This is a genomic window from Microbispora triticiradicis, from assembly GCF_005864065.1.
Classification (GTDB): Bacteria; Actinomycetota; Actinomycetes; order Streptosporangiales; family Streptosporangiaceae; genus Microbispora; species Microbispora triticiradicis.
Map to the genome: position 1 here is coordinate 219,736 of NZ_VANP01000007.1, position 24,585 is coordinate 244,320.

General features: G+C 67.7%; 25 protein-coding genes. 14 read left to right on the plus strand and 11 right to left on the minus strand.

Annotated features, from left to right (window positions below; genetic code table 11):
• Positions 1-46 precede the first annotated feature (46 nt).
• From FED44_RS20025 to FED44_RS20050, 6 genes are all read left to right on the plus strand, one after another.
• Entirely contained in the window at positions 47-1,048 is a 1,002-nt protein-coding gene (locus FED44_RS20025) for a DUF932 domain-containing protein (RefSeq protein ID WP_138461643.1), read from the plus strand.
• A 164-nt stretch (positions 1,049-1,212) separates the two neighbouring features.
• Entirely contained in the window at positions 1,213-1,647 is a 435-nt protein-coding gene (locus FED44_RS20030) for a hypothetical protein (protein ID WP_138461644.1), read from the plus strand.
• A 41-nt stretch (positions 1,648-1,688) separates the two neighbouring features.
• Positions 1,689-2,303 carry a hypothetical protein gene (locus FED44_RS20035; RefSeq protein ID WP_138461645.1) on the plus strand — a complete coding sequence of 205 codons (615 nt, stop codon included), beginning with the start codon at positions 1,689-1,691 and terminating at the stop codon, positions 2,301-2,303.
• Between the two features lie 81 nt (positions 2,304-2,384).
• Positions 2,385-2,765: a hypothetical protein gene (locus FED44_RS20040; RefSeq protein ID WP_138461646.1), complete on the plus strand. Its 381-nt coding sequence runs from the start codon at positions 2,385-2,387 to the stop codon at positions 2,763-2,765.
• 65 nt (positions 2,766-2,830) lie between these two features.
• Positions 2,831-3,232, plus strand: coding sequence for a hypothetical protein (locus tag FED44_RS20045; RefSeq protein WP_138461647.1), 402 nt, complete (start codon positions 2,831-2,833; stop codon positions 3,230-3,232).
• Positions 3,232-3,582 (plus strand): hypothetical protein, encoded by a 351-nt coding sequence (locus tag FED44_RS20050; RefSeq protein ID WP_138461648.1) that lies wholly within the window; start codon positions 3,232-3,234, stop codon positions 3,580-3,582. Before FED44_RS20045 ends, FED44_RS20050 begins: the two co-directional genes overlap by 1 nt.
• A 100-nt stretch (positions 3,583-3,682) precedes the next feature.
• Here the strand turns inward: FED44_RS20050 and FED44_RS20055 are convergent, their stop codons facing one another.
• On the minus strand, positions 3,683-4,633 hold the full coding sequence (locus FED44_RS20055; RefSeq protein ID WP_138461649.1) for a restriction system modified-DNA reader domain-containing protein: 951 nt from the start codon (positions 4,631-4,633) through the stop codon (positions 3,683-3,685).
• A 247-nt stretch (positions 4,634-4,880) separates the two neighbouring features.
• Between FED44_RS20055 and FED44_RS20060 the strand changes: the two genes are divergently transcribed.
• Both FED44_RS20060 and FED44_RS20065 read left to right on the plus strand, forming a co-directional pair.
• Positions 4,881-5,555, plus strand: coding sequence for a DUF6461 domain-containing protein (locus tag FED44_RS20060; RefSeq protein WP_138461650.1), 675 nt, complete (start codon positions 4,881-4,883; stop codon positions 5,553-5,555).
• Between the two features lie 33 nt (positions 5,556-5,588).
• Positions 5,589-6,080: a DUF6000 family protein gene (locus FED44_RS20065; protein WP_138461651.1), complete on the plus strand. Its 492-nt coding sequence runs from the start codon at positions 5,589-5,591 to the stop codon at positions 6,078-6,080.
• Between the two features lie 183 nt (positions 6,081-6,263).
• Here the strand turns inward: FED44_RS20065 and FED44_RS37475 are convergent, their stop codons facing one another.
• From FED44_RS37475 to FED44_RS20105, 8 genes are all read right to left on the minus strand, one after another.
• Positions 6,264-7,181: a C40 family peptidase gene (locus tag FED44_RS37475; RefSeq protein WP_138461652.1), complete on the minus strand. Its 918-nt coding sequence runs from the start codon at positions 7,179-7,181 to the stop codon at positions 6,264-6,266.
• Positions 7,178-8,071 carry a replication-relaxation family protein gene (locus FED44_RS20075; RefSeq protein ID WP_167521540.1) on the minus strand — a complete coding sequence of 298 codons (894 nt, stop codon included), beginning with the start codon at positions 8,069-8,071 and terminating at the stop codon, positions 7,178-7,180. Before FED44_RS20075 ends, FED44_RS37475 begins: the two co-directional genes overlap by 4 nt.
• A 100-nt stretch (positions 8,072-8,171) precedes the next feature.
• A complete protein-coding gene (locus FED44_RS20080; protein WP_138461654.1) occupies positions 8,172-10,643 on the minus strand; it encodes a type IV secretory system conjugative DNA transfer family protein in 2,472 nt (823 codons plus the stop codon).
• Positions 10,640-12,460, minus strand: coding sequence for a VirB4 family type IV secretion system protein (locus FED44_RS20085; protein WP_138461655.1), 1,821 nt, complete (start codon positions 12,458-12,460; stop codon positions 10,640-10,642). Before FED44_RS20085 ends, FED44_RS20080 begins: the two co-directional genes overlap by 4 nt.
• Positions 12,457-13,404 carry a PrgI family protein gene (locus tag FED44_RS20090; RefSeq protein ID WP_138461656.1) on the minus strand — a complete coding sequence of 316 codons (948 nt, stop codon included), beginning with the start codon at positions 13,402-13,404 and terminating at the stop codon, positions 12,457-12,459. Before FED44_RS20090 ends, FED44_RS20085 begins: the two co-directional genes overlap by 4 nt.
• Entirely contained in the window at positions 13,401-15,044 is a 1,644-nt protein-coding gene (locus FED44_RS20095) for a TrbL/VirB6 family protein (RefSeq protein ID WP_138461657.1), read from the minus strand. Before FED44_RS20095 ends, FED44_RS20090 begins: the two co-directional genes overlap by 4 nt.
• Positions 15,045-15,046: 2 nt before the next feature.
• Positions 15,047-15,424: a pilin gene (locus tag FED44_RS20100; RefSeq protein ID WP_225311837.1), complete on the minus strand. Its 378-nt coding sequence runs from the start codon at positions 15,422-15,424 to the stop codon at positions 15,047-15,049.
• A 246-nt stretch (positions 15,425-15,670) separates the two neighbouring features.
• Positions 15,671-16,495 carry a hypothetical protein gene (locus tag FED44_RS20105; RefSeq protein WP_138461658.1) on the minus strand — a complete coding sequence of 275 codons (825 nt, stop codon included), beginning with the start codon at positions 16,493-16,495 and terminating at the stop codon, positions 15,671-15,673.
• A gap of 747 nt (positions 16,496-17,242) precedes the next feature.
• On the opposite strand from FED44_RS20105, the gene FED44_RS20110 reads away from it, so the two are divergent.
• A complete protein-coding gene (locus tag FED44_RS20110) occupies positions 17,243-19,561 on the plus strand; it encodes a Hint domain-containing protein (RefSeq protein ID WP_138461659.1) in 2,319 nt (772 codons plus the stop codon).
• 176 nt (positions 19,562-19,737) lie between these two features.
• Positions 19,738-20,055 carry a hypothetical protein gene (locus FED44_RS20115; RefSeq protein ID WP_138461660.1) on the plus strand — a complete coding sequence of 106 codons (318 nt, stop codon included), beginning with the start codon at positions 19,738-19,740 and terminating at the stop codon, positions 20,053-20,055.
• A 244-nt stretch (positions 20,056-20,299) separates the two neighbouring features.
• Here the strand turns inward: FED44_RS20115 and FED44_RS20120 are convergent, their stop codons facing one another.
• Both FED44_RS20120 and FED44_RS20125 read right to left on the minus strand, forming a co-directional pair.
• Positions 20,300-20,503, minus strand: a complete 204-nt coding sequence (locus FED44_RS20120; protein WP_138461661.1) for a DUF397 domain-containing protein — start codon at positions 20,501-20,503, stop codon at positions 20,300-20,302.
• A complete protein-coding gene (locus FED44_RS20125; RefSeq protein WP_138461662.1) occupies positions 20,494-21,321 on the minus strand; it encodes a helix-turn-helix domain-containing protein in 828 nt (275 codons plus the stop codon). Before FED44_RS20125 ends, FED44_RS20120 begins: the two co-directional genes overlap by 10 nt.
• 280 nt (positions 21,322-21,601) lie before the next feature.
• Between FED44_RS20125 and FED44_RS20130 the strand changes: the two genes are divergently transcribed.
• The 4 genes from FED44_RS20130 (at position 21,602) to FED44_RS20145 (ending at position 24,536) form a co-directional block, all read left to right on the plus strand.
• The gene (locus FED44_RS20130) at positions 21,602-21,889 is read left to right on the plus strand and encodes a hypothetical protein (RefSeq protein WP_138461663.1); all 288 of its coding nucleotides are present in this window, start codon (positions 21,602-21,604) and stop codon (positions 21,887-21,889) included.
• Positions 21,886-22,395, plus strand: coding sequence for an ATP-binding protein (locus FED44_RS20135; protein WP_138461664.1), 510 nt, complete (start codon positions 21,886-21,888; stop codon positions 22,393-22,395). The genes FED44_RS20130 and FED44_RS20135 overlap by 4 nt, the downstream gene beginning before the upstream one ends.
• Before the next feature lie 549 nt (positions 22,396-22,944).
• Entirely contained in the window at positions 22,945-23,649 is a 705-nt protein-coding gene (locus tag FED44_RS20140; RefSeq protein WP_138461665.1) for a hypothetical protein, read from the plus strand.
• The gene (locus FED44_RS20145) at positions 23,649-24,536 is read left to right on the plus strand and encodes a TRM11 family SAM-dependent methyltransferase (RefSeq protein ID WP_138461666.1); all 888 of its coding nucleotides are present in this window, start codon (positions 23,649-23,651) and stop codon (positions 24,534-24,536) included. Before FED44_RS20140 ends, FED44_RS20145 begins: the two co-directional genes overlap by 1 nt.
• The last annotated feature ends 49 nt before the right edge of the window (positions 24,537-24,585 follow it).

Genomic DNA, 24,585 nt, shown 5'->3' on the forward strand with positions numbered 1-24,585 from the left:
ACTCATCTGTTCGTTCGGTTTCACCCAACGCCAAGGAGGCACTGTCATGGCCCACGAGATCGAGATCTTCGCCGACGGGTCCGCCGGATTCGCCGCTGGGATCAAGCCCGGCTGGCACCGGCTTGGCTACACCGCGCCCGGCCCGATGACGGCCGAGGAGCTCCTGGCCCGCGCCCAGCTCGCCGCCTGGAACGTCCGCAAGGTGCCGGTCGGCACGGTCACCGATCCGGACACCGGGCGGTCCGTGACCGCAGAGGAGGACTTCCTGGTCGTCCGTACCAACCCGGTCACGGGTGAGCCGGAACGGCTCGGCATGGTCGGAAAGGACTACAAGGTCGTCCAAAACGAGGAGGTCGCCGAGTTCCTGCAGACCCTGGTCGACGAGTCTGGAGCGATCTTCGACACGGGCGGCTCGCTGAACGGCGGACGGCGCGTGTTCGTCACGATGCGCCTGCCCGAGCCGCTGATGGTCGGCGGATTCGACCGGGTCGACCTGTATCTGGCGGCGTTCTCCCGGCATGACGGCTGGGGTGCGTTCACCACGGTCGCCACCCCTGTCCGAGTGGTGTGTGCGAACACCGAACGCGCCGCGCTGCGAAACCACGCCTCGATGTTCAAGGTCCGCCACACCGGCCATATCGCGGGCCGTATCGCCGAGGCACGTGAGGCGCTGAAGCTGACGTGGCGGCACGGCGAGGCATTCGCCGCCGAGGCCGAGAGGCTGCTCGCGACGCCGATGGACCTGAAGGAGTTCCGGCAGTTCGCCGCCGCACTTCACCCGATGCCCACAGACGCGAAACCCGTTACCCGCCGCAACTACGAGCTGGCGATGCGCCAGCTGGAGCTGTTGTTCACGGACGCGCCGACGAACGAGCCGATCCGGGGAACCCGCTGGGCGGCCTACAACGCGGTCACCGAGCGTCTGGATCACTGCAGCCCGGTCATCGGCCGCCGCGAGGCCGAGATCGTGCGGGCCGAGCGTGCGCTGTTGGACGACCACGCCCACTCGAAGATCAAGACGCGGGCGTTCCAGATGCTCGCTGCCTGATCGGGCGTTCGGCATTCCCACCCTCCCCCTTGCTCGTCCGGTACGGCTCGGCGCGGGGCCGTACCGGACCCATCCCTGGAAACCGCACATCGGTTCGGGACCAGCCCGCGCAACCACAGCAAGGGGCCTTTCCGCCCCTCGGATCACCGATCGAAGGAGAAACTGTGGGCCCGTTCGAGCAGATCGCTATCGACTACCTCATCGACGCCACCCGCACTCTGGACGAAGCCGCCAGCCGCTTCGCGTCGGCATGGGAGACGGGGGAGTGCGTTACGGCCGAGGACTTGTCCCGAGCCGCCGTCGCGCAACACCTTCGAGACTGGTGGCAGCAGGTCATGAACCAGATCGACGCCGATGAGGCGGTCGACACCGTGACCGCGATCATGGAGAGCCGCCGGGCCGCCGAAGCGTACCTGATCAGCGCCAGCCAGCTCTCGTACGGCGAATTGTTCACCCAGGCCATGGCCCAGGCCCGCCGTCAGGCCGCCCGGCAGTTCCTGGACTCCACCCGGCATCTCGCCGAGGCACTCACCGGCCCCACCGCCGCAGGCCGCTCGGTCCCCGCCACCGGCTCGGCCGGTGGAGAGGTCCGGGCGTGAACGCCCCTGCAAACCAGTCTCCAGAAAGGACATGGCCCACGATGAACGTCGGTACCGAGTCCGCCACCGGCGACGCAGCGGGCGAACCCGCCGGAGGATGGCAGCTCGGCCCACTGCAGGAGCTCAGCGGGCCTCCGCCACCCGAGCGCTCCACGCTTCCAGGCGCTCCCACCACGGCCACCGCCCCGAGCTTCGCGGACACGTTCGCCGGGCCGGAGGCACCGGACGGCGGCGAAGCCGAGAGGCTGGCGGCCCGGGTTGCTGAGGTCGTCGCTCACGCTCGGCACGCCGACTATGCGGCATCCGCCGCGTTGGTCTGTCAGATCCAGCGCGGTCACCAGCTCACCTCCGAGCCGCTCTACAGCGTGGTCTACTCTCACGCCCTGCGCACCTGGTGGGAACAGGTCCCGGCTCAGATCAGCGAGAACAGTGTCGACGTCGTGCACGCCGTGCGGCGAGTTCGCGCGTGGGCGCGGCACCACCTGACCGGCGAACCAGCCGCCGCGCGGCCGGGCACGCTGTTCGACCACGCGCTCGCGCACACCTCCCGGGCCGCCGCCCGCCACTTCCTGGCCGCCTCGGGCGAACTCCTTGCCAGCCGGGCGGACGCCGAGACGGCTACCGCTGAGCCAAGCCAGCACCAGAACGGCCGATGAGGCCAACCGGCCTACCTCAACTCTGACCGGCTTCTTCTCGGCCGGCTGCCTGAAGCACCTCGCAGAAAGGAACCGTTCACCATGACCACCACCCGCGCCGACGCGAGCCGGGACGACACCGAGGCGTTCCGCTTCCTGGCCTGGGCCTGGAACGTCACCGCCGCCAAGGCGTACGCCGAAGGCCGGACACCCGAGGGGCGGCTGTCTCCCCGCGCATGGGCAGGCTTCCTGTCCGCGATCTGGATCAACGAGGACCACATCAGCGAGGTGGACCTTTCGGCCCCGCTCATCGCGGTCCCTATCCCGAACGCCGGGCCCCTCATCATCGACGGCTGGCACCGGATCGCCCGCGCCCTGCGCGAGCAGGTCACCGAGCTACCGGTGATCATCCTGACCGAGCAGGAGGAGTACGCCTGCCGGATCTACGGCGGCGACAAGGCTCCCACCGCCCGGTTCCGCTGACTCCATCCCATCCGGCGGCCGGGGGGAGATCCGGCTCCATCACCCGCACCAAGGAGCGATCAATCATGGAAACGCTGGAAGCACTCATACGACGCAACGAGCGCACCAGCCGGGCCAAGTACGAAGCGGCTGCGGCCGAGCTGACCGGCCAGCTCGACAGGCGTTACCGGCTGACGTCCACGGTCCTGCAGGAAGTGACCTACGCCCAGGCCCATCACGCGTGGTGGGACATGGTGCTCATGCAGACCGACAAGTACGACGTGGAGGTAGAGGAGGCCCTCGGCCTCGTCCGAGCATGGACCACCCGCTACGTGGAGAGCACCCTGGCCCGGGCCGTACCGATTCCCCGCGTGGCGGAGTCGGCGGCCACGGCCGCCGACCTGTTCGAGCATGCCCTGTCCGTCACCGGCCTGGAGGCGGGCCACCGCTTCCTGTCGGCCACCGAGGGGGGCCGAGCAGCGTCATGATGACCGAGGTCGAGACCTTCCGTCTGATGGGGTGGACCTGGGACGTGTCCGCCGCCAAGAAGTACGCGGCTAGCCGTCACCCGGGTGGGCACCTGCGGCCGCGTCACTGGGCTGGGCTGCTCGCCCTGATTGACATCGACCAGGTGCACGCCGAGCTGGTGGACCTGGGCGAGCCGCTGATCGCCGTACCGGCCTCACCCCGGGGCGGTCCGTTGGTCATCGACGGCTGGCACCGTATCGCCCGCGCATTGCGGGAAGGGGTCGCCGAGCTGCCCGTGATCCTGTTGAGCAAGGAGGAGGAGTACGCCTGCCGGATTCACGGCGGGAGCAGGTGCTACGGCTGGGCGTAGCTGTCCGGCGGTGCAGGTGGTGTGCCCCGGTCGCGCAGACATGTGCGGCCGGGGCGTATCTCCTGCACCACCGGAGGCCGACGGCCATCTGGAACAGGCATCATCGAGGTGGTGGGGGCGCGGAGGCGGTGCGCTGCTGTTGAAGTCGGTTACGGAGCGCATCGAGGGACACCTTTCCTTCGGGTGTCTCGACCCGCCAGAAGGTCCAGCCGTTCACCTCGTACCCCGCCAGTTCCCTCGCGGGGTTGGACACCTTCTCGCGTCGGGTACCACGGAACTGGACGGTGCCGTCGGGATTGACCACGGCGGTGTCTGTGTGCGCCCGTGACGCGGGGACGAGAACGGTCCCGGGAGGTACCAGACCCTCTCGAACCAAGTCGATCAACTCGATGTCGCTCCTGGTCTTCGCAGGCTTCCGCCCCTTCGGCGTCGTCGCGCTCGGGCTCGAGGTCGCGACGACGGGGCGGCCAGCCTCGCTGATCGTCTTTACTCGCTTGCCCTTTCGCAAGTCGAAGACTCGCCGCCCGGCGACGGTAGGGGCGGCGGTGAGCCTGTGGCCGAGGACGTGCAGTGTTTGCAGAACCGGGGGAATGTAGGTGCGCAGGCTGAGCTGCTCCTCGATCGAGATGCTGTCGTCCTGGGGCCGGTTGCCGTTGTGCAGCTGGACCTGGCCCGAGTCGTGCAGCAGGTCATAGAGGTGGCCTTCCAGCCAGCCGGCCTCGGCGCTGTTCAGCGTCTTCTTCGAGTCGCGGCGTATGAGGATGGCCCGGTACCAGTGATCTCGGGCCTTGAGGTGTTCGCGGAGGCGGCTGCGCAGTCCTCGGGAGGCAGCCTTGCCCACGTAGGCTCCCCACCGGCCCGGGAGGTCGGGGCGGTCGAGGAGTAGGTAGACACCAGGCACGTCCCACTCGGGACCCAGGCGGGTCAGGGTGGCGCGTTCGGTGACCACGATCCCGACCACCGAGTGCTCAACGGTGATCTCGAAAGGGCCGTCCAGCATCAGGGGAAGGGACACGCTCAGATGCGCAGTGGTGGGCTCCTGTACCTGCATGCCCCCGGGCCTCCTTCGATCACGAGCGAACCGAGATCTTCTCGGAGGGTACCGAAGCGATACCGCCGTGTGGGCGCGTGTCGAACTGGTCCTGGGGAGCCAGTCGCGGGTTCATCTTTCCGTATTGGCACTTCAGGCTACGGGCTCGTACGTGGCGTTCAAGGTACGACGCTCCCCGCGAGGCGCGTGGCTTAATTGGCGGGCCGATCTCGGCTGATCGTCGGTGCGGCTTGCCACCATGGTCCGCATGACGACAACCGACCCTTTAGCCCCGTTCCAGTGGCTCAACGTGTCCGAGAACGAGGGTGGCGGTGCACTGGGCGTGATCTTCAGTGTGGCCTTCTTCCGCGGGCTCGACCCGGCGGAGGTGGTGCGCCGCTTCAGCCGTGGCCAGGACTCCGGCCATGAGTCGGACTTCGGCGGACTCGGCGAAAAGGCCTACGAGTTCATCGCGGAGACGGAGGGCGGGTATGGCGGCGGCTACGTGGGCGCCTTCCAGGACGGCGAGTGGTGCGTGGCCATCGAGCCCGACGGCTGGATGGCCACAGATCACGTGGTGGTGACCGAGTTGTCGCGGGGCTGCGAGGTGCTGGCGGTCACCCGGCACGACTACGCCGCCGAGCACAGCTTCGAGTACGCAATCGACAGCACGATCGTCACCAGCTACCGGCTGCGGTACCCGTACGAGCGCTACGGCTCCGACCCTGACCGACTCAACGGCTTCATGCGCGAGTTGGGCATGGGGCTGGACAAGCCAGAGGACGATGCCGCGTGGGACGCCGCCTGGGAGGGCAATTACTACACCGCCGTACCAAGGGGCTTCGCCCTGGCGGCGAAGGTCACCGGGGTGCCGCTCACCCCGGACATGCTCGGCCGCCCGATGCTCGTGGGGCCTATCGTGGTTGGGCGAAGGTCCAAGTGAGCGAAGAGCGTACGCCTGTGAAAGCCTACGGGTGTGTCGGGATTAACGGATCTGGAGCAGCGGTGCGTTTTACCGTTCTACTTGAAGATGATGGGCCTGAATGCGCTGAGCCGCGACGTCCCGTTCGACACCCTGCGCGAAGTGGCGCGAGGGACGACCGACGACGAAGTCGCTGAGCTGCTGGCCTCGCAATGGCGGCCGCGCGTCATGGGCGCGTGGCTCGCGTCCGGCCGGACCCAGCGCCTGGAGGCTGCGCTGCTGAGAAGCCTGGAGACCTCGTTGGGGACGCTGACAGCACCGCCTCTGGCGACCGTCGCCCTGCATGGTCTGGGAGGGAAGGCAGTGCCCTCGCTCGAAACATACCTGCGGCTGGACCTCGAGAGTGGATGGGGCTCGGCCTCGTTCGTAGCCGCCGTACTTGAACGACTGGACGCTGCGCCGACCGGTGTTACCGTCGATGACCAAGACCGCAGGGCCGTAGACGGAATGCTGATCGTCGCGAGTTGCCTAGCCGAGGCAGTATGACGGAGAACTTCAAGGAGTGGATTTCTCGGCGATCCGGCTGCCGCTGAACGAGCTGATTGAGTGGACTCTGGTGGGCGTCTGAGTCGACGGCGTTCTTGCCCCCGGAACGGGAAGGCAAGCAGGCTGCTGGCCAGTCTTGCCGCCCGCGACGCGGGTACCGCGTACTCGAAACGGCCTGCTCCTCTAATGATCTTTAGGGGCGATTGGCCGGGTGAAGCCGACGAGGTCCGCCCGCTTGTACGGTGCGATCTTGACGACCTCGCGGCTGTTGGGGGCGTGGATCATCTGCCCGTTCCCGATGACGATGCCGACGTGGCCGGGGCCATCCTGCTCCATCCGGAAGAAGGCCAGGTCTCCGGGCTGTTCCTGTCCGGCGGGGATGCGCGGGCCATGTCGCCACTGGTCTGCGGCGACGCGGGGGATGGTGATTCCGGCGGCCTGCAGGGCGCGCATCGTGAGGCCGGAGCAGTCGAAGGCGGCCGGGCCTTCGGCCCCCCACTGGTACGGCTTGCCGAGCTGGGCGTATGCGTAGGCGATGACGGCGGCAACCTGCTCGCCGGGGATGACGGGCACGCAGAAGCCGGTGAACGCGTCGACCACCTGCTGGGCGAGGGCTTCCCATCGCGCGTAGGCGTTGGGAGTAGCGGATCGTTGGACGGCCTGGGCAGCCTTGGTGAGCGGGAGCTGTTCCCATCCGCGTACGGCGACGAGCCGCTTGTAGAAGGTGCGGGTGGCGTAGATCGGGTCGAGGATCTGCTCTGGGGCGCCCCAGCCTTGGGAGGGGCGCTGCTGGAACAGTCCGAGGGAGTCCAGGTGCCCATGGGGGAGGTTGCGCAGCCCGGATTCCTGGAGGGCAGTGGCGACGGCGATGACGGCGGCACGGGCTGGAAGTCCGAGCTGCAAGGCGGTCTGGATGATGAGGGCGGCGTTTCCGCGCTGTTCCTCATCCAGCTCCGCGACAGCCCCGGCCCGGATATCGGCGGACGCGGCGAGGACGCAGGTGGTGTCTCCGCCGGAGCTGGTGAACATGCCGGTGGCTGCTGCCGTGAAGGCGATGACGAAGAGCAGGAGTACGCCGGCGCCGGCCGCGGCGGCATTCATCTCTCCTCTCCTTCGGGGCCGTCCGCGGTCGAGCCAAGGAGCATCTCGGGCCAGGCATCGGCGAGCTCGGCGAGCCGGAGCCTGTTGACGGTGGCACCAGCGGGGAGCCAGATGGGTCCGGCCGGGCCGTCGCCGAGGCTGGTGTGCGTGGCGGTGGCGACCGGTACCTCCACGCGATCGAGCCGCTGGCGGAGGTGGGCCTCGCGGGCGGTCCCGGGCAGCCAGATCAGGACGGGTGTGGTGATGCCGGTGGCCTCGGCCAGGTTGGCGTAGTCGTTGAGCTTGGCGGCCACCTTGGTCAGTGGTTCGGTGCCGGTGTCGTGTTCCAGGAAGAAGTCCAGCTCCCGGCCGTTCTCGGTCCATCGGCCGTATGCGTCGGGGCGGGCGAGGTCTCCCCACAGTTCGACGCAGCGACGTTCGGGCCACCATTTCCGCACCGTCGCCTGGCCTTGCGAGCGGCGGGCGTAGGCGTGCAGGTCGGCGAAGAAGTCGTTCACCCCGACCTGATGGGCCAGCCGGGAGGACAGGCAGATCGCTGTCGCGGTGTCGTAGCGGTAGCCGAGCTCGGCCACGGTGATGTTCCGGTTCGCGGCCAGGGCGGCGGCACCGGCCCGGCCAAGGACCCAGTGCGAGGGGGCTGATCCTGCGCCGTACGGGGTCCAGGGCCGGAATCGGGTGAGGGCGCCGAGCCGGTGCAGGATGCTGAGGCGGCGGCGGGTCGGCTGGGGCAGCGTGAAGAAGATCTTCTGGATCTGGTGGGTAGTGAGTACGCGGTGCTCGTGGACGCAGCCGAGGATCTGGTAGTCGCGTTCGGTGAGGCGGGCGGCCAGCTCGGCGAGGGCGCCGGATTCGAGGCGGGATTGCCCGAGCTGGGCGCGGTGTGCTGGCATCACGTTCCTCCTCGTGATCTCGTACGGGCGGTCACGTACGCGATGGTTCGGCCCACGTGGTCGGTGCTGCATGACCGAAGCTGTCGCAGTGTGGCTGCGGTCAGTCGGCGCGTGGGTCTCGGTCACGTCCGCTTCGTCGTGCCTTCCGCCGGGCATGTTGCTCGCTCGCCCTGCCGGCGGCTGCTGTCCCAGTGGGGTTGGCGGGGGTGGTGAACCGGTCGCGGGAGGCTTGCCGGATCGCTGCCTCGCGGCCGGGAACAACGGGCGGCAAGGGGCGCGTGCGCAGGGTGAAGGCCGGGGTCTGCTGGCCGGTGGCGACCAGCCGGGCGACCGCCTGGAACGCGCCGAGGTGGGCGAGGTCGTACGGGGTGACGAGCGGAGCGGTGTGGGTTTTGAGCTCGCCGGCGTCCTTGGGCGAAACGGAGAAGTAGATCTTGTTGCGTGCGTCGGCGGACAGGGCTTCGCGTAGGTCTGCGGGGAGCTGGTCCAGATGCTGGTGCGCCAGCACCAGCGAGAGGCGGTAACCGCGGGCCTCGGCGAGGACGTCGTTGATGTGGCCCGGCAGGTTCAGGAAGTTGTGGCACTCGTCGATGTACAGGGCCGCGTCACGGCGGTCGGTCTCGGTGAGCGTGGCGCGGCGGGTGGCGGCCTGCCAGGTGTGGGCGAGCAGGATCGACCCGAACAGGCGCGCGGCGTCGTCGCCGAGGATGCCCTTCGGGAGGCGCGCGAGGATCAACCCGCCGCGGTCAAGGAGCTGCCCGATGGGAACGGTTGTGGCTGGACTGGTCAGTGCGCGCCGGATGAACGGCCGCAGCAGGACAGCACGCAGCTTGTTCATGACCGGCCCGATCACGCTGGCCTGCCCGGCGGGGGTAAGCGCCTGGTAGGAGTCCCAGAACCCCCGCAGTAGCTCATCGTCCAGTCGCGCGGTGACGCGCGTCCGGTAGGCGGAATCGGTCAGTAGCCGGGGAACGTCGGCCAGGGTGGCGCGGGGACCGAGCACTTTGGTGAGGGTGAGGCAGGTGGAGCGGAGCAGATCATCCACCCGCGGCCCCCACGCGGAGGAGAAGCAGCGGTGGAAGATCGTGACAATCGAGTCGACCGCGAACGCCGGGTCGGGTCCGGCGAGCACATTGATCGCCGGAGGCCGGGCCGGGTCTTGCGGGTCGAAGACGACCGTACGGCCGACTGCGGAGCCAGGTAGCCGGGCGAGTACGTCGGTGATGAGGTCGCCTTTGGGGTCGATGACCAGCGCTCCACGCCCGGCCTCGGCGTCGGAGAGGATCATGCTGGCCAGCAGGGTGGATTTGCCGACACCGGTCGCGCCGAGGACGTGAACGTGATGGCGGGCATCGGCCACCGTGAGGGCTACGGGCCGCGCTGGGCCGCTGTCGGCGTCGCCCAGCATCCGCACCGTACCGGGGGCCCCGCCGCGCGGTACGGCCGGTGACGGGGCGATGGGACGGGCCGAGGCGCGGGTGATGCCGGGCGCGTCGGCGTCCCATGGCAGGTGCGCGAGCGCGGCCAGCTCGCTGACCGACAGCAGATAGCCGCCGTCCATCCGCCGCAGCGCGAGCACTGAAGCCGGTCGCGGTAGGCGGCGCCTGCGCAGGTACTGGTGGCCTGAGGTGAACACCGCGAAGACGCCGGCCAGCGTGTGCGCCTGCCCACGCAGCCGCTCGCGCGTCACCTCGTCCATCGCGATCGATGTAACGGCGTAGCGCAACGCGATCTGGTAACGCGACTGACCGGATTTGGTGAGGATGGCGCGCACCTGCTCGGCCCGCTCGGGAAACATGCGGGTCAGCTCGCCGGGGCGGGCGTGGCCCGACATCGGCGCGAGCTCGTCCAGGACCTGACCGATAGGACTGCTGGTGGGTGCGCCTCGGAGCGCTGCCGCCGCGCGGTGGGCTCTGCGCAGCCGGCGGCCGGTGGCGGGTCGGGCCAGGATCTGGACGATGGCCTGTTCGCCGGAGCGTAGGCCGCTCACGGCGGTGAGCAGAGGACGGATCGGGTCGCTGGCATGGTCGGTCTTGAGTGGGAAGTGTTCGGCACTGCCCAGCACGAGATGCCCGCCTGCTACTTGGAAGCCGGAGAACAGGGACGGCTCTGACGGACGGGTGGTGACGGTGGCGCCGGGCCACGCCGCCTGGATGGCCTTCTCCACCAAGCCTGGTGGGACGACGCCGGGTACCCACATCCTGATGCGGATCCCGGCCTCGTCGGCGAGGTACTCCCACGCCAGATGCGGCTGGCCGTGGAGGGCGCGCTTCCAGGCAGGGCGCAGCAGGCCGATGAGCTGACTCCAGAACACGAGTGCGGCCTTCGGGTCGCACTCAGGCGGAGAGGAGATCTCGATCAGGCGGGCACCGGGCTTCAGCCAGGCATGCCGCACCCGCGCGAGCGCACCGCGCATCATCGCGAGCGCCGAAAGTGCCACGGCGACGACGAGCGCGACCTTCCAGCCATAGGTCAGGAAGAATTCCGGGAGCCGGGCGGGCAACTCGCGGAAGAAGTCCAAAACAGCCTGCACATCGCGGTCGTCGAGATCACACAGGAGACACGCACTCATAGCGGATCACCGTCCTCCTCGTCTTCGTCCTGGACGAACGTGGATGTGAACGGCGTGGGCGTGGGGCCGTCGCGAGACTCGCGGCGGGCCAGCTCGGCGAGTTCGGCCGGATCGGTGGTGATCAGCTCCGCCTCGATGGGGGAGGCGATCACCTGGAACGCGATCCGGCTGGCCGGCCCGGCCACGAGAAGGGCCTCGCCGCGTTCCGCGGTGAGCAGGAACTGTCGCTCGCCCTCCGACAGGCCGAATGTCGCTCCGATCGCTCCGATCGCCTGCGGTGCTTGGCGGAGCAGGATCTGGCCGGCGGCGTTGGCGACGATGGCCTGGCCCAGTTCGGAGCCGAGCAGGTCGGCGGCGTCCTGAGTGACCACTGCCAGGCCTGCCCAGTGCTTGCGGGCTGCCTTGGCCATCCGGAACAGGAACCGTGCGCCCGCGTCCTCGCGCATAAGTAGCCACGCCTCGTCTACGACGACGAGCCGCTTGCGCCGGTCACGGGGGTTGGCCACGCGCCGCCAGATCGCGTCGAGGGCCAGCAGGGTGCCGACCGCTTTCATCTCCTCGGGCAGGTCGCGCAGGGAGAAGACGATGAGGTGGCCGGAGGGGTGGGTGGTGGTCGGCCCATCGAACAGTTCGCGGTAGGAGCCGGTGACGTACGGCGCGAGCTGCACAGCGATGTCCTCACCCTGTGGATGACCGGTGAGGGTGGTGACGAGGTCACCCAGCAGCGGGGCGGGCCTCGACCAGGTGGCCGGGTCGCGGGTGATACCTGCCTCGGCGTAGGTGGTGAGGACCGCCGTGTCCAGCGTGGCGCGGATGTGCGGGCCGAGTGAGGCTTGGCCGAGCATCGTGGCGATGAGGGTTTGCAGGAACAGTGCTCGCCGGGCGAGCACGTCATCACGGGGGCCGTGGCTGGCGGGGAGGTCAAGGGGATTCCATCGCACGCCGGTCGCACCGAGCCGCAGGTAGGTGCCGCCGACGGCGTGGGCGAGCCGGGCGTACTCGTCCTCGGGGTCCACGACGGCGACCTCGACCCCTTGATAGAGGAGCCGTAGCGTCTCGAGTTTGGTGAAGAAGCTCTTACCGGCGCCGGACTGCGCCAGGGTGACGGAGTTGTGGTTGTCCTGAGCGAAGCGGTCCCACAGGACGACGCCGGAGCTGGAGGCGCTCAGGCCGTACAGCACCGCACTTGTGGAGGTGGGGACGGGCAGGTCGGGCGAGGTGAACGGGAACGCCGCCGCCAACGCGGTGGTGTCGAAGCTGCGCGTCAGCCCAATAGCGTCGGTGGCGAATGGCAGGCAGCTCGCCCAGCCCTGAAGGGCGCGGAAGGTGGTGGGCTGAGCATCCAGCAGGAGCGAGGCCGCCAGCGTGCGGACCCGCTCCACCTCCGCGGTCAGGTCCTCCTGGCTTGCGGCGTGGACGGTGAGGTACAGGCCGACTTTGAACAGGCGGCCATGCCCTCGGGCAAGACTTGCGGCCAGTTCGGTGGCGTCGTCGGCTGCGGCCTCGGTGTCGAAGTCCTGCAGCCGTCCCTGCTGGGTGTCGGCCTGGCTGGACGACTCGAGCCGGGCGAGCTGGCGGCGCAGCCGCATCGCGGCGACCGCTTGCGGGATCGGCTCGATGTGCAGACAGACGTCCAGGCGGCCGGGGTAGGTCAGCAGTGGTTCCAGCCAGCCCGCGCCGACCTCGCGCGGATACCCGGTGACGGCGAAGAAAGCACAGGTGGCCCCGTCAGGGAACGTGAGTGTGCGTGCTCCGATCCCCAGCGCGTTCGGGTGAACGAACGCGCTCCTTTTCTCAGTGGTACGGCGGAGTTTCACTGGACCTCCAGACCGGTGATCAGCTCGTCGACAAGTGCGGTCCCTGACGGATGCCAGCCGCCGGGGTCCAGGCACTCGATCAGGACGCGGCTTGCCGCGTCCGCGTCCAGGACGGCGGTGGTGACGCCGAGGGCGGCAAGGGCGCGTTGGGTCTCGGCGGCGTGGCGCAGCACCACCGCGGCCGAGGCGTCCCGTACGGTCGCGCGCCGCCCGCGAGGCGGATGCGGGTCGCGGACGACAACGAGCACCTGCCGGGCCAGAAGATCCCGGGAGGCGTTGAGCCGACCGAGGAAACCGGCGTGCTCGGCGGCGGCACGAGCCAGCGCCGGATGCTGCAGGCGCCCCGCCTGCTCCTCGATTGCGTACACGACGCCGGCCAGATCGACGGGACGGGCGCGGACAAGGATCTGCACGGAGGCGTCGAGGGAGTTCAGCCACCGTCCGAACGCTCCGACGAGCGACGCCTGCTCATCAGCGGTGCGCAGGTGGAAGGACAGCGTGGAGGTCTCCACCAGCGCCGCGGTTCCGCCGTCCGCCAGCTCCAGCGCTCCGTCGCTGCGGACCGCACGTACGGGCAGGCACAGCGGGGCGGGAAGCTTTCCACACAGCCGGCACCACCTCGGCGGTGGCACGACGCCATCGGGCGCGGCCACTACCTTCTTGGGCGAGCGTAGGAACAGCACGGCGGCGAGGGCGAACCGGTCGAGGGTGAGGCCGTCACGGCGGCCGAGCGCGAGCGCCGCCCCCAGCGCCACCAGCGGCAGCGCCACGGCGGCGATGACCACGACCGGCACCACCTGCCGGAAGACGTAATAGATGGAAGAGGCGATACCGCCGGTGACAGAGAGGATGACCAACTGCCGCGCCGTGAACCCGTAGGCAATCTTGTCTGGGCGAGCGACATCCGCCGGGATGCGGACAATCAGCGGCTCGGAGTCGTTCACTTCTCACCTCGTTTCGGCATCCGGCGCGGCGGAGGGTCGAGCCGTAGACGGAGTTGGCGGGGCCGCGCGGGTCGAACCGGCATGCCGGGCAGCCGGTCCTGCACGTACGGAGGCTTGGGCCTGATCCACGTCGCCTTCACCGGTGGCGGTGCGGCGGCGGGTGTGGGTGGGCGCGGGACGCGGGTCACTGGGAACGGCAACGCCAGCTGCTGCCCCTGACGTTGCCTACGCGAGGACGCTGGGGTGATCCCGAGCGGCAAGGCGAGCTGCTGCGGAGATCGAGGACTTCCCGACGCGGAGCCGGATGGGCTGGGGCGCGTGGGCGAGCTCATGGGTTTGCCTCCCGAGGCGGTAGGAGGTGAACCGGCGGGAGAGGCGGGCCGCGCTGTCGGGCGGGACCGTACGTTCCGTGAACCCGTGCCGTGCCGGTGGGCGGTGACAGTCGGTCCAGGGGAGGGGCGCGTGCGGGCTCCACGGAACACGCCGCCGAGCGCGCCCAGGGTCTTGTAAACGACCACAGCCTTGACCATCCGCATCAGCAGCTGCGGTTTGGCCTGCTGCCAGATACTCCGGGCGACCCACCCCGGGATCTTGATCAACACGTAAAGCAGGCCGATCAGGATCAACACGTCCAAGGCGTCGCCGGGCGACGGCTGTCCCGCGGACCCCATGTTCTGGGCCGCGAAGATCTCGCGAGAATGGGTGAGCTGGACCTTGAACGCCAGCAGCAGCACCAGGGCCTGGAGGACCTGCATCAGTAGCACGCCGCTCAGCGCCCGCCACCACAGCCTGGCGATCCCCTCAGTCTGCGGAAGGCCATGACACAGCAGCGCGAGCGGCGCGGCGATGACCAGGAACAGCAGCAGGGTGATGCGAATGATCGCGACAAAGACCAAGATCAGCGCCATCAGTACCGAGATCCCAGAGATCAGCACCAGATAAAGCGCGGTATCAGAGGAGTCGGTGATAAGCGCCGCGACCTTACCCGCCAGCAGGTCACCGGCCCTGTCGGCATCCACGCCGGTCCCGACCAACCCGTCGACCAGGCCGTTCGCGAATCGGATGGCGTACTCGCTGATCGTCAGCGAGCTGTTGGTCAGAATCGTCGCCAACACCAGGCGCGGTACGAGCTCCTTCATCGTCGTACTGGTCTGCACGCTGCCGTAGGCCATGACGATCGCTCCGCCTGCCAGGACGAACAGCACCAGCAGGGCGTTGGCGACCACCAGAACCTGGCCGTTCAGCTCCTGGACGCGGGACAGTAGCGATGGCGGCGGAGACGACAGCAGGGTCCGTCCGACCATCGCGAAGGCCGGATTGATCGCATCGCGGACCAGATTGGTGAACCAGCCGTTGACGGCCTTGCCTACCTTGCAGCTGACATCCATCCAGCCGCACTCGTCCTCCCCGATGGGCTGGGCAGGTGCTGACGTAGGAGCGATCCAGCTCACCTGCGGTGAAGGAGTCTGTGCCGGAGCCGAGGCTGTCGTCGGTGCCGGGGTCGGCGTCGCATGAGCGGCGGATACGGGGCTCGCCATGAGCAGCGCGAGCGAGGCGGTGGACAGGACGAGAGAGGCAAGGCGACGGATGCGGGCGCCGCATTTGGCAAGGCCCGGTCCGTGAGAGCTGCGGCGGTTCACGGTCAGGCTCCCACGATGCCCTTGAGGATGCTGACCAGCAGCGGCGCCAGGGTCGCGATGCCGTACCCGATCCCGGCGTAGCGCAGGGTCCTTTTGGCTGCCTCGACCTCGCTCGGGTCGCCACCAGCGAGGATGTAGCGGACACCCCCGATCGTCAAAAACAACGTGGCGAGGGCGACGAGCAGGCCGACGATGACGTTGCGCAGGTTGTCGATGACCTCGTTCAGCGACGACAGCGCGGCCAGAACGCCGGAGGCGATACCGGTGTCGCTGATGGCCCACGCGATGCCCGTCTCGATGAGCAGGCCTAGCGCCATACCGCTCGCCACGGCGGCGACGGCCCCCATGGTATGGCGGCGCTTGGTGCGGTGGGATGCCACTGCTGCCTCCTGAGTTATTGCTGCTGATGCCTGGAGGTAGGTGCCGGGAAGTACGGGCGCCGCCGGCCTGCCGTGGCCTGGTGGGCGTCCTCCTTCGAAGGGCTGGAAGTTCCGATGCCGGTGGGTGACAGGGACCGGTGGCCGGAGTGCGGCCCGGCGAGCTCGGAAGATGCGCCCGTACTTCCCTTGCACCTGTGGAAAGACTTGGCTTCCTGCCCCGGTTGGGACATGGCCGCCGGAAATCGATCAGAGCGAGGGCAGGGACAGTTGCCCGTCGATGAGGGCCTTGGCCAGCCGGGCCTCGGCCCGCTGGCGGCGCTTGAGCACCGCGCAGTAGAGCAGGCCGCGGTGGCGGCAGTAGACCGACAGTGGAAGGTTCTCCAGCCGGGTAAGCCCGATCAGCTCGGCCGCCTCCGCCGTAATGATCTGCTGCCGGACCGCCTCCGCCAGGAGCAGGTCAGGGTGGCCGGCGGGGTAGACGAGGCTCTCGTCGTGGGCCGGGTCGGGATCGGTCAGCAGCTCGGGCGGCTTGACGGCGTAGGCGCGGAGGACGGCGAACCGGGTGAGCCGAAACAGCCGCAGCAGCGGGTGCGTCCAGGCCAGGTTCACCCTGTCCAGGGCGTCCAGGTAGCAGGCGAGCACTTCGGCTTCCAGGTCTTCCCGGTCCGCGGTGACGGTCTCGGACAGTGTTCTGACCAGGCGGCGCAGCATCGGTAGGGCGAGTGCGACGACGGCGATAGTCCACCCGCCGTGGTGGGTGCGGGACTGGGTGATGAGGTGCCGCCAGACCTCATCACGTGTCTTACGCCCGCAGGAGGGGTGCAGCAGGATCGCCCGCAGTTCGTCCAGCGGGATCGTTCGCCGCAGAAGGTCGGCGCAGACCCTGCTGCCGTCGACCGACAGCGGCTCCGGACCCTGCATGAGCAGACGGAAGGCGTTCTCCGCGACGTCCAGCGGGAGGTGGGAGGTGGCGGCGGTGCGCGGTGTGGTTTTGAAAGAGGGTGGCTCGGTACCGGAGACTTGGAGGTCGCCGGGGGTGGTGTTGGTGGCGATGGTGTCGGTGGATGGCATTGCGGCCCCCGAATGACGATCGGTTCGGACACCGCTGATCTGCCACCGGGCCTGGTCAGGAACGGGACAAGATCAGTACGGACACCGGACAGCGCGATGATCAGCAAAAGGATTCTTCGACGTCCGGAACACACTCTGAGCTGCGAAAAGAGCGACTAGAAGACCCGGCACCCCTCCGAGAGGGGTGCCCAAAAGGTGTGCCGAAACTGTTTGACCTGCGGCGATGGCTCCAGCACATCGGGACCGGTCAAGTTCTCGTCATCACTGGCCGGAGAAGGGCTGCCCGAACCTTCTTGACCACTCGTACGGCGTCCACGATCACCCGGTGCTGGCCCGCCTCAGTCAGCATGATCGTGAGGGCATCGTCTGGTGGTCGGGCCTTGCCGTGGGGGAGCGGCGTGGGGGTGCGCACCTGCACGAAGGCCCGCACGGACGAGGCGACCCGAGCCAGGGCGCCGGTCCGGGTCGGCCTCCCTCTTGAGGATCTTCTGGACGGCGCCCAGGGACACGCCAGCGCGGTGCCGATAGCGCGGTCGATGTCGGCAACCCGGCCGCTACTGGCATCACTCGCCACTGCGATGCAACAGATTCCACAAACCTTGGTCAACAGAGGCGCAACTCACCAATACTAGTTCCGCGTTCTCCTGACCCACCCAGGCAGTTGAGGCCAGCACCCCCGGATCCGGCCGTCACGGCGGTCCATCTTCAGCTCACGTGAAGACGCGTCATGGACAAGGAGAGGGAGTCATGACGGAACCGAACCCCAGCGGCGAACAGCCACTCACGCGCGGCCCCGCGGCAGACGAGCCGAGCGCGCCGCCGGCACCGGAAGCCCCCTCAATCTCCGACACGCCACCATCCCTCGCTGCCCCGCCACCCCTGCCGAATCCCTCGCCGACGTCCGCCGCCAGCCCGGACGGGACGACCACGCCCGCGGCCCTCACCCAGCCTCCAGTGCCTGCCGGCCCGCCCGCCAGCGGTCCCTGGATAGCGCGGATCCAGGTTCTGACCGGACGCCAACGAGCGGTGCTCGTCGGCGTGGCCGGTTTCGTCGTCGTGACGCTGGTAGCCGGGCTCTTGTCGCTGACGTCCTCGTTCTCCGACTCTGACCAGGCGAAGGTTGCTCAGCGAAACCTCCAGCCGTTCCGGGAAGCCGTTGACGCCCTTGCCGTTGCCCCTGGCCTGCGCTACAAGGACACCTCGGCTTTCGGCATCACCGAGAACGAGATCACCGTCACCGCCAGCGGCAGCCAGTTCGGCACCACGTACTCCGGGCGGCGGAACGACTACGGCCAGGACGTGCTACGCATCGGCGGCAAGACGTTCATGCGGTGGCAGGTCGACCCCGCCCCGAGGGAGGACGTGGCGGCGGGCGAGAAGGCGCCGCCCAGCGAGTGGATGGTGGGGCTGGACGACGGCTCCGAGCTCGTGGACGAGGCGCTGGCCCGCACCATCCCCCCGTCGAAGCTGGCGGCCGTGCTGAAAAAGGCCCTGGTCGACCTGGAGAAGTCACCGCAGCCAGCCAACAAGTCGAAGACGTCGAGCACGTCTGGGCAGCAGCCGCTGAGCGTGAACGGAACGCCCGCGCTCGGCATCGATACCTCGGCCGGTCGCCTCCTAGTGACGAAGGAGAAGCCGCACCAGGTGCTGCGGCTGCAGGCATACGACGCTCTCGAAGAGCTCTCCGCCATGAGGGACCAGCTTGAGAAGGGGGAGGCGCCGACGACTCCCAGCAGGGTGACCACCGGTCCGCTGGCGTCCGGCGACGGCGAGGGAATGGACCTGACCCCGATCCTCGGCGACGCCGTCGACAAGATGTTCGACACCCTCGTGGAGTACGCCAACCAGCTCAAGGACGCGACCGACCACGGCATCACCTTCACCCTCGACGGCGCGGGCGAAATGAACTGCGGCTCGTCAGGCTGCACCGCCACCCAGAACTTCACCGGCAACGTCTCCTCCATCGCCCGGAAGGAACGCGTCACCCAGGGCGAGGTCACCGCCGTGATGAGCGCGACCTTCTCCATCGACGGCAAGTCCGCTGGCCAGTGCACCAGCCCACAGCGCACCTTCCCAGTTAGAGGCACCAACGTCTCGGGCACTCTGACGTGCTCCAACCCAGGGGCCGGGCCGCTCTACTCCACGGTCGCGGCCCATATCAAGGCGCAGGCCGAGGCCCAGGCCCAGGCTTGCGGCTGCACCGTCCGCTACTCCATTCCACTCCGCGCCAACACCCTGATCGACGCCCGCGCGCTGGCCAAAGTCGAAGCGGAGAAGCTCGCAAATCAGGCGAAGTCGGAACGGGACGCTGCGACCTGCGCCAAGCCGCACAGCTTCCCGTCCGGCACCAAAGTGCTGCTCGCGGACGGCAGCACCCGGGCCATCGAGAACATACGTATCGGAGACCGGGTCGCCGCCAGTGACCCACAGGTACAGCGCATCACCGCCACGCAGCCAGTGACCAATACCTTCACCACCGAAGACGACAAAGACTTCACCCGGCTCACCATCACCACCGACCAAGGACCCGCCACCGTCACGGCCACTGACAACCACTCGTTCTGGCTTGCGGACGAGCAGCGGTGGAAGAACGCCGGTGACCTCCGGGTCGGCGACGAACTACGCACCCCGAACGGCGCCAGTGCGGCCGTGACCCAGGTTCGCGACCAGCAGGGCCAGCAACGCACACACGACGTCACCGTCAACGACCTGCACACGTACTATGTGCTCGCGGGTGAGACGCCGGTATTGGTACACAATTCTGGTCCGTGTGATCCAGTTGTGCTGGCATCTAAAATCAGTGCAGACGACCTGAAAATGACTCAGACGGTGGCGAAGCACTTCGATGACATCACCAAGAAGGGTAGGTCGGCGCGGCCATACATGAATTCCACCCTAGTGGTTCGTGAAATCATGGAAGGAAGCACGCCGAGGCTGGACCCGGGAGGAGTTGCCGGGGCGGTTAGATGGGATACTCCAGGTGCCCTCAATGGGCGCTCGGGTACGTGGGAATTGGTGGTTGACACCAACACTAATACGATCCTCCACTTCAACTTCGTCAGGTAGAAATGGCGCACAAATTTACAGCTGAAGCGGCGAACCCGCTAGCGGGCACGCTCCGCTACTCCGAGTCGGACCGAGGGTTCACCTTCCAACTGCGTAACTTGGACGACCTGGCTGGGTTGGTGGGTGAGGGAGGGAGTACGAGTCTCGTTGCTGACACCCTTCAGTTGGAGGTTGCAGTGGACACCGGTTTCGCCCTCTACGTGTGGGGTTATCTACCGAAGGAGTCGTGGCGGCGGGCAGATTTGAAACTGCCGAGATCCGCGAGTGGCAGAGTGAAAGTGGAGCTGGACGACCCGCCACTTGAGGAAGGTATCTCTGTATCGATCGCGCGATCAGACTGGGAGGTGCTGTTCGACGAGAGTTCCGGCTTGGTTCGAGTAGTGCGGGATCGGCAACTACCAGAGGAATTGGTGGAGATTGCCGATGACGTTCATCTCGGCCTGAGTGGGACTATGTTGAATTCGTTCTGGCTTTCCCCGGAATTCTTCGAATAGAACGACGTCAGTGACATCACGGGTCTCGAGGCCGTCGCCTGCGCCCGAGACACCGCGCCTCAGGTCCGTCCTTCAGCTCAAGGTGGACTGGACGCGCGAGGCTGCCGTTCTCGTGAAACGGCTCATGTTGCGCCTTTCGAAGCCCGTGACAGAGCTGCAGTCAATTGTTGCCGGGCGAGGTTGAAGGGCTCTTCCCTGAAGAGGCATAGCGTGGCTGTCGTACTTCGTGAGCAGAAATTGCCCATCAAGCCTGGTCGAACTCTCCGTCTTTGACACCGCTGATGAAGGCTTCCCATTCTTCGGGAGTAAAGAGCAGTTTAGGGCCACTTGGGTTCTTGCTGTCGCGGACCGCAATCACACCAGGTAGATTGGCAGCGACTTCCACGCACTGCCCGCCGTTCCCTGAAGAGCGCGACGACTTCCGCCAGACGGCGGCGCTCAGGTCCATTCTTGCTTCACTTCCTCGATCATTCTGAGTGACTCGTGCTCAGGATAGGCCCACAGCCGTATCGCTTCATACCGGTTTCGGATGGAGGTCACGAGGTTCGGATCCGATGAGACCTGCCCCTCTGCGGGGGAGTCCGCATGAATCGTCTCCGGCTCCCCGTTCGGCAGCTCTGCGATCATGAAAGCGCCCGCCAGACCGGGAAGACACCGGGGGTCGACGACCTGGATGGATATGGCGGGATGGGTGGCGACCTCAAGGAGGTAGCTGAGTTGGTCGCGCATCACCTCGCGGTCGCCCACCTGACGCCGTAGCACGCTGGCATCGAAGAGGACCAAGACCATGGGTGGGTCATCTCTGTCGAGGATCTGCCGGCGCTGCAAACGGGCATGGACGCGTGCTTCAACCTCGTCATCGGCGATTCGGGGTTCCCGGCGGAACAGCTCTCGCGCGTAGGGCTCCGTCTGCAGCAGGCCTGGGATGAGAAGAGGATCCCAGGAGCGAAGCACCGCTGCTGAAGGCTCGATCTCTTCTACCCAGCCCAGGAACCAGCCGGGTCCTCCCGGGTGCGAGGCGATCCGGCGGTACAGGCTAACAAAGTATTGCCTATCGCTCAGTCCAAAGATTTGGTCCAGCTTCTTCGCGTCCGATTTCGACGGCGTTCGCTTCGCCATCTCCAGGCGGCTCACCTGGGTTTGCGTGCAGCCCAGCCGCGAGGCCACTGCGGCTTGTGACAGTTGGGCCGCCTCTCGTAGACGCCGCATCTCGGCACCGAAACGCGCCCGTGGACCCGTGGAGTCGGGGGTCGGCTCGTGGGTCATTTCATCCCTCCAAGGAGCGGTGGAGCCGCCTCATAATGTAGCGGTCATGCCGCTAACCAACCAGCCTAGACCGCTGATGTCATCATCTGGTTTTCGCTGGTATGCAATTCCGGCTTCGAATTCCCGCTAGGTGCGGGCACTCTAGGCGTACGCCGATCCTGTGTCAGGACTGGTGGCAACTGCATACTCGGAAGGCGGGCTGGTGATCACATGGTGGCCCGATGAGCAGGTGGTTCGACGTCTCTGGTCTTGAGCCGCGATGGCATTGGAGAGGTCCGATATGGAAACCAACGAGCGGGAGCAGCAATTCATTCACCTGGTTCGCCTGGCATGGGACTTGCGGCATCTCGGGATCGCTACCTCCGTGATGATGGCCCGCGGTGAGCCCCCGCTGCTGGACATCGCGTGGGGCGTTAGGCGACCTGTTCGCATTCGGGTAATTCGTCGCGCGCATGGCTGGGCATTCATTTGGAATCCCTGGTGGTCGCGATTCTGGCGGCGCGATGAATGTGTGTGGGCACTTGATGCGAGTTCAGCTGAGCGAATCCTGCCGGCGGTGATCGCGTGATTGGGCGTCAGGAACTCCACGAGGCCCGTTTCCGCGATCAGGTTGCGATCGCGAGGGAACTGCGCCTTTTGGGGTGGATACAGTTGCCCGGCCGGGCAGCGTCCGTTGGTGACGCCCGCGCTTGGGCGAGGCGTCTGCTGGCTGCAGAGGTGGCAGAGGAACTCGCCGACGATGCCGTGCTGTTACTCAGCGAGCTGATCACCAACTCCATTGTCCATTCGGACTCGGGGCGTAACCCGGATGGCCTCGTCACCGTGGTTCTGGCCACCGGCGGCGGCATCGCCCACTGTGAGGTGATCGATGACGGCTCCGCGACGAGCGTCCCCGTCGTCCGGGATCTGTCGGAGGAGGATGCCGGAGGCCGGGGCCTGTGGATGGTGAACGCGATGGCAGACGCCTGGGGGTTCCACCACGACGACGAGGTTGGGAACGTGGTCTGGTTTCGGATTGGCGGCAGCCCGGCGACGGCGCATGCCGTCTCAAGCGTGGACGCTACTACCAGCTGATGACAGCCGGTGGTCATGGTTGGGATGGTCCGCTGAGCGTTCCTCCTGATTGACGACTGCCACCGATCCGGCAGACGCCTCATGAGACGACCCGGTGAAGCTCCGCGCCGTCCTGTGCACCCCCAGCTACGGCGGCGCGGTCGCGGTCTCTGCTTTCCCCCATAGCAGGGCCGCATATGGCCTGCTCGCGCGCGGTCTGACGCGCGGCAGGCCCAGCGCGACGGTACGGGCAAGCCCCCGTATTACCCGTACCGTCGCGCCCTTCTCGGCCTCGCCTTGATGTCCTGACGCCGACCAGGCTCCACCCGGTGGGCGCCTTCACCTGGGGCTGTCCCAACGCGGCTCGGGCGGCAGGTATTTGGTTAAGCGACAGGGATCAGGTGGCCGGGGTGACCGGGCCACGCCATCGTGACAACAGCCCCGCACTCCAGTACGGAATCGTCCGGCAGCTCCTCGGAGCGCTTCTCGCCGGTACGGCATCTGCCGCTCAGCGTTTGGCTGACCGCTCCGGAGGGCCAGTCGCCCGCCGCCTGCGCTAATGGCTGCTGCATGCCGATCACCGGGCGGCTGGCTCGCCAACTCATCACCACCTGCAGTCGAGCCGGCGATCTGGTCGTCGACGTTCACCCCGCCGATCACATGGTGGTGGTCAACGCGGTGGTCTTCGGCCGCCGAGTCTCGGCCGTGGTCGTCGACCACGCTGTGGCGGGTGTCATCTGGACGCGGGCGATCTCCGGCCGCGACATAGCCGACCGGCACAAGGTCGAGGTGCGGGTCGCCCGAGCAGAGGCCGCCTACACGGCGCTGGCCTACCGGCGCGGTGAAGCAGCCCTTGTCGTCGTCCGGCGGACCTGCGAGGCGGAGCCGAACACGACCTCGATCGACGGGTCTCCCGGCGAGAGCCCGCTGATCGAGTCTGCTGCTCTGTTGGCCCCCGGCGGCCACCTGGTGGTCGTCACCGGTATGCACCTGATCGAGGGGCGCCCGCGCGACCCGATGCCTGGCCTTATCGGGGAGGCGCAGCGGGCGGGGCTGGTTTACCTGCAGCACATCGTCGCGGTACACGGCCCGATCCGGCGACGCCAGATCGTCTTGTCCCTGCTCCCGGCGCACATCGCCGCCAGGAGAACGCAGGCTGTCTCGCCGCATGTGCCCATGGCGCTACGGGCGCACGCGGATGTGCTGATCTTCAGCAAACCCCTCAGATCTTCGGCGTCCGCCGGCTCCTGCCCGGGTGGAGAGGAGCACTCGTGATGCGTGAGCCGGTCGGATCGGTGTGGGTGACGGGGCAGCAGCCCTCACGGACTCAGCGGCGAGACCGCTACCTGCCCGAGTCGATGAAGCATCCGGGCAAGATGCTGCCCGCCATCGCCGCCCAGGTGATCGCCACCTACACCGAGCCGGGTGAGCTGGTGGTCGATCCGATGTGCGGGATCGGCACCACCTTGGTAGAGGCGATCCACCAGGGCCGGCACGCGGCCGGCATCGAGTACGAGGGGCAGTGGGCCAAGCGCGCGGCCGAGAATGTCGCTCATGCCCGATGGAACGGTGCCCCCGGAGCGGCCCAGGTTGTGATCGGCGACTCCCGGAACGCCTCCCGCCTCCTGCCCGGTCTGGCGGGTACGGCGGCGCTGATGCTCACCTCCCCGCCGTACGGGTCCTACACGCATGGGCATATTCGTTCCACCCGTGACACTGGGGAGCCGGGGATCCGCAAGTGGAACCACCACTACTCCTGCGACCGGGCCAATCTCGCCCATCAGCGCCTGCCGGTCCTGCTGGAGGGCTTCGCTCAGATCCTGGCCGCTGCCACGACCCTTCTCCGACCGGGTGGCGTGGTCGCGATCACCGTGAGGCCGTACCGGGTGCGGGGCGAGCTGGTCGATCTGCCCGGCCGGGTTCTCCGGGTGGCTGAGCAGATCGGGCTGGTCTTCACCGATCGGATCGTGTGTCTGCTGTGCGGGATCGACGACGGCCGTGTGATCAATCGGGCGTCGTTCTTCCAGCTTCACGAGGCACGCAAGGCCTGGGAGCGCGGGGTGCCGATCCATGCGCTCGCTCACGAGGACCTACTGATCTTCCACAAGCCGCTCACTGAGTCCGCCGACCCCGGGCGGTCTGACGATCGGGGGCACCGGTGAGAACGGGACCGGTCCGGCGACGCGGGGCTTGTGACCAGCGGATATTGCT

What these genes read in the sequence shown, in the direction of transcription:
- FED44_RS20025 (WP_138461643.1), top strand. Translation starts at nt 47, where the DNA reads ATGGCCCACGAGATCGAGATCTTCGCCGACGGGTCCGCCGGATTCGCC.
- FED44_RS20035 (WP_138461645.1), top strand. Translation starts at nt 1,689, where the DNA reads ATGAACGTCGGTACCGAGTCCGCCACCGGCGACGCAGCGGGCGAACCC.
- FED44_RS20040 (WP_138461646.1), top strand. Translation starts at nt 2,385, where the DNA reads ATGACCACCACCCGCGCCGACGCGAGCCGGGACGACACCGAGGCGTTC.
- FED44_RS20045 (WP_138461647.1), top strand. Translation starts at nt 2,831, where the DNA reads ATGGAAACGCTGGAAGCACTCATACGACGCAACGAGCGCACCAGCCGG.
- FED44_RS20050 (WP_138461648.1), top strand. Translation starts at nt 3,232, where the DNA reads ATGACCGAGGTCGAGACCTTCCGTCTGATGGGGTGGACCTGGGACGTG.
- FED44_RS20055 (WP_138461649.1), bottom strand. Translation starts at nt 4,633, where the DNA reads ATGCAGGTACAGGAGCCCACCACTGCGCATCTGAGCGTGTCCCTTCCC.
- FED44_RS20060 (WP_138461650.1), top strand. Translation starts at nt 4,881, where the DNA reads ATGACGACAACCGACCCTTTAGCCCCGTTCCAGTGGCTCAACGTGTCC.
- FED44_RS37475 (WP_138461652.1), bottom strand. Translation starts at nt 7,181, where the DNA reads ATGAATGCCGCCGCGGCCGGCGCCGGCGTACTCCTGCTCTTCGTCATC.
- FED44_RS20075 (WP_167521540.1), bottom strand. Translation starts at nt 8,071, where the DNA reads ATGCCAGCACACCGCGCCCAGCTCGGGCAATCCCGCCTCGAATCCGGC.
- FED44_RS20080 (WP_138461654.1), bottom strand. Translation starts at nt 10,643, where the DNA reads ATGAGTGCGTGTCTCCTGTGTGATCTCGACGACCGCGATGTGCAGGCT.
- FED44_RS20105 (WP_138461658.1), bottom strand. Translation starts at nt 16,495, where the DNA reads ATGCCATCCACCGACACCATCGCCACCAACACCACCCCCGGCGACCTC.
- FED44_RS20110 (WP_138461659.1), top strand. Translation starts at nt 17,243, where the DNA reads ATGACGGAACCGAACCCCAGCGGCGAACAGCCACTCACGCGCGGCCCC.
- FED44_RS20120 (WP_138461661.1), bottom strand. Translation starts at nt 20,503, where the DNA reads ATGGACCTGAGCGCCGCCGTCTGGCGGAAGTCGTCGCGCTCTTCAGGG.
- FED44_RS20125 (WP_138461662.1), bottom strand. Translation starts at nt 21,321, where the DNA reads ATGACCCACGAGCCGACCCCCGACTCCACGGGTCCACGGGCGCGTTTC.
- FED44_RS20130 (WP_138461663.1), top strand. Translation starts at nt 21,602, where the DNA reads ATGGAAACCAACGAGCGGGAGCAGCAATTCATTCACCTGGTTCGCCTG.
- FED44_RS20140 (WP_138461665.1), top strand. Translation starts at nt 22,945, where the DNA reads ATGCCGATCACCGGGCGGCTGGCTCGCCAACTCATCACCACCTGCAGT.
- FED44_RS20145 (WP_138461666.1), top strand. Translation starts at nt 23,649, where the DNA reads ATGCGTGAGCCGGTCGGATCGGTGTGGGTGACGGGGCAGCAGCCCTCA.